Source organism: Rhodopirellula maiorica SM1 (genome assembly GCF_000346295.1).
Lineage (GTDB): Bacteria > Planctomycetota > Planctomycetia > Pirellulales > Pirellulaceae > Novipirellula > Novipirellula maiorica.
This window is the reverse complement of sequence record NZ_ANOG01000800.1, coordinates 1-1,782: the sequence shown is the minus strand read 5'-3', so window position 1 is coordinate 1,782 and position 1,782 is coordinate 1. Positions and strand designations below refer to the sequence as shown.

Here is a 1,782-nt window from a genome sequence, read left to right as displayed (position 1 = left end):
TAGAATAGCGTTTTCAATCCTTGCTCGCCTGACTCCAATCCTGTCGACTCATCCTCCCCCTGGCAGCACCCATACAATCCAACCAGCACTCGGTCGCCATGCTCGTATTCTATTCGCGGAATTGCTTATCACGGAAGACATTTTGCCATCGAGCCGTTCGTTTAACGATTTATGTTTTGGCAATAACAGTGTCGATGGCGGGCAGTTGTGGTTCGTTAGCGCTGGCCGAAGGCGAACCCGCCGAAGACTTCCTCAAACGGCTCCGCGCGGCCGGCTATTACGATATCGCGTTGACGTATCTGGATCGTCTGGATCAATCCCCCGGCGTGGACGGTTCACTCAAGGATGCGGTCTCGCTCGAAAAGGCACAGACCTATATTGAAGCCGGCGTCAACGCTCGCACCGCAACCGAGCGGGACGAGTATTTTGCCAAAGCTGAATCGTCGATCGCCGATTTTCTAAAACAGGAATCTCATCCTCGTGCCCCCGAAGCACGACTGCAGTTGGGCAAGCTGCAATTGGTGCGTGCCAACACGCTGATGATGATCGATCCCGACGATGCCAAAAAGAAAGCGGCACGCGAGTCGTATCTAAACGCCGCAAAAACGTTTGACACGATCGTCGAAAACCTGCGAAGCAAACTTAAGGAGATGCAGGGCGAAAAAATCAACGCCGACGAAAATCCCCAATTGGCCGAGCAGCGAACACAGTATCGCGCCGATTTCCTGGAGGCCAAACTCAATGCCGGAGACGCTCGCCGTTTAGCCGCGACCACCTATCCCAATCCAGCCAAGGATGGAAAAAAGCTGCTCGAAGAAGCGACCGCTCAGTTCACAGATTTGGCCGACAATTACGGCGGTTATGTAACTGGGGCGATCGCCATTTTGCATCTCGGTCAAACACAACAATTGCTCGGACAAACCGATGCGGCGTTGGATAGTTTCTTAAAGTATCTCGAGCAACCCGATGCCGCCCCGCTTCGCGAAGGTCGGTTCGAAGCGACCAGTGCCTTGACGCAGTTATGGTTGGCCAAATCACCGCCGGACTACCAACCGGCCATCGAACGAGGCCAGGGACTGCTGGACACGATCCGCCCCAACGAAAAGCGACTTCCTGCAGCACTGCAATTAAAATTGGACGTTGCGAAAGCCTATCTTGCCAAATCGAAAGACACCAAGGGGCAAAAGAAAACAGACATCAAACGGGCCGAGTCCGCAGGCCGTCAATTGTTGATCGAGATCGAAAAGCTGCCGGGCCAGCACGCCGAAGAATCATCAAAATTACTGGCGGACATGGGCGTGGATTTAACTCCAGCCGAACTGCCAAAAGCAGACGATCCTGAAAACCTCGAAGAAGCCTTTGCGTCGTCGCGAGAACTGTACCAGCTGAGCGAAGATCTACGTCAAGCACTGGAGCTACTAAAACAGCAAAAGAAGGACGACGCGGAACACAAAAAACAAATCGAAAGTCTTGAGAAACAACTTGCCGACACACGTTATCTAGCGATTGAAACACTGCGTCGCGGTATGACGATGATCCAACGTGGTGCCGACCTGAGCACACTGAATCAAGCCAAACATTTTTATGCCGTGCTGCTGTATCAAGTCGATCGTTTCCGTGATGCCGCGGTGGTCGGTGACAATCTCGCACGCACATCGCCGGGAACCGATCTCGGTTTGAAGGGCGGTTTGGTCGCGCTCAGCGCATTGCAGAAGCTGTTGGTCGAAGTCCCGCAAGACGAGAACACCAACCTCGTCGCTCAGCTGAAATCGATCGGCGATT

Annotated in this window: 1 pseudogene; it reads left to right on the top strand. The window is 53.4% G+C overall.

Annotated features, from left to right (window positions below):
• Positions 1 to 176: 176 nt before the first annotated feature.
• Positions 177 to 1,782, top strand: a pseudogene (locus RMSM_RS25960) (hypothetical protein); the annotation flags it as partial.